This window comes from Prevotella sp. AM42-24 (assembly GCF_003461825.1).
Taxonomy (GTDB): Bacteria; Bacteroidota; Bacteroidia; order Bacteroidales; family Bacteroidaceae; genus Prevotella; species Prevotella hominis.
Genome location: NZ_QTXV01000124.1, coordinates 1,957 through 3,944, shown reverse-complemented (window position 1 = coordinate 3,944; position 1,988 = coordinate 1,957). Strand labels below are relative to the sequence as shown.

1 pseudogene is annotated in these 1,988 nt (G+C 50.4%); it reads left to right on the top strand.

What is annotated here, in order from left to right:
- Nucleotides 1-203: 203 nt before the first annotated feature.
- Nucleotides 204-1,988: pseudogene (locus DW917_RS16465) on the top strand (T9SS C-terminal target domain-containing protein); the annotation flags it as partial.

Genomic DNA, 1,988 nt, shown 5'->3' with positions numbered 1-1,988 from the left:
GTTTATTAAGATTATTTTTGTATATTTGCAGCATTATTTTGGTGGTAAAGCCTGTTGGCCTGCCACGTGACAATAGGACTTTACGGAGCAGCCTATATCACAATTCTTCTCCGTAGTAACAGTCCGTTCTCTCTCACTGGTCTCTCCCTGCGCGGCAGAGGCATACGTTTTTATATTTTTCAAACACTCCAAATTGACAGCGCATGAGAAAGTTTACTTCTTTGTTACTGTTAGGCTTCGCTCTCGGCAGTTTCGCGCAAACGCCCGGAGGAGTTAGCGGAAGCGAACTGTGGTTCAAGACTGCGCCATTGAACTCAGACCTGCAAGGTTATTACCGTTGGCAGGATTTCTCTGGGGATTCCATACGGCTGATGCTATTGGACAGCCGTGGCGTCAAGTCTGAACTTACTCTTCCGAACAGTTCGGTCCATTTCTTCAACTTCAATCCGAGTCTCTGGCTCGCAGACGGATTCCGTAGTCTGAGTGCCAAACTCAAACACGGCAACCTCTCGCAGGCTACCGTCATTGGTGTCTTTGCACCGGAACTGGCAACCATCGGCAAGGATATGGTTGTCTATGCTCTTGACGGCCGCAAGGGCGACGGAGCCATTCTGAGCAAGGACAAAGCCGTAAGGGGTAGAGGTGTTGAACCACTGGACTATGGTTCAGCATCGGGTGAAGACCTGCTTTATCAATCAAGTGATTCTTTGTCCGAGAACGGTTTTAAGGAAAGCGCTCTGCGAGTTGTGTCCTACTTCAAGGCAAGCAATCCTTCAACAACATTGTGGGGAGACAACTCCAACACCACATTATTCATCGGAACCCCTTCCACTTCTGGCAGTTTCGGTACGGATTTCCCGACCTCGCTCTTCGGTAATGCTTCCATCCGGGGATATGCCCCTGAGCTTATTGTTTTCAGCAGGATGCTTACACCCGATGAGCGCAGAAAAGTGGAGAGCTATCTGGCGGTAAAGTACGGTATCACCCTCAAAGGCTCGTATCTTGACAGCGACGGAAACCTGACTTGGGATATGGCGGAGAACCAAGCCTACCACCATAGGGTCACAGCTGTTGGAACCGACACGGCAGGAAGTCTCTCCCAACCGCTTTCCGCAACATCATATGAGGAAAGTCCGGTGTATGCGGCCTTGAAGGAGAACGGAACTTATCATGACGCAAATCCATACAACCCTTCATCCGCTTCCCGTCTGCTTGTCATGGGACGTGAAAACGGCAATCCGATGCCGGACAGAGGCTTCACTTTCTGGGGCGACGATGATGTGGCACTTGCAACATATACCTCACCTACAGATTCCCTGTGGCATGTCATGAAACGTACATGGATGGTCAAGACCAACGTGCCGTCAAAGCCCGACAGTACAGTGGCAAGATGGACTGCGCAAGGACTTGAAGTGTCAAGGAATGGCTTTACTGACAATATCATCCAAGAGAAAGCCGCTTCCGGAGCTTATGCCACGACCCCAGCCCTTGTTGGAGGTGGCGGTGCTTTTGAGTTCACCTGTCCGACAAGTCACCCGACTTTTGACGTTGGCTTCGGAAGCATCGGTGGCAGCACATGCAAGTATGGATTCCGGTTCACCAATGCTGGAGTTGTTTATCCGATCATCAACGGGGCGGTCTCAAATTCATACATCGCCACGGATGTTGACGGAACGGACATTTCCATCCGCAAGGAAGGCAAAAACATCTATCTGCATGTTGATGGAACAGGAAGTGCTACAAGAACCATATCCCTTTCGGATGCAACTGACACAGACACAAATATGGGCATTATCCGAACGGAAGGAGCAGAGTCCGCCTTGAACATGGCAGGCTTGAGGACAGGAGGAATAGATGATGTCGGTTATATGGCAGAGCTGAGCTATGACCTCACACCGGACAGGGAGTTCTCGGACTATTGCCGCAAGCGTACCGTCATGCTCATAGACCCAAGCGGTGAAGGTGATTTCGACATCAACAGCAATAGC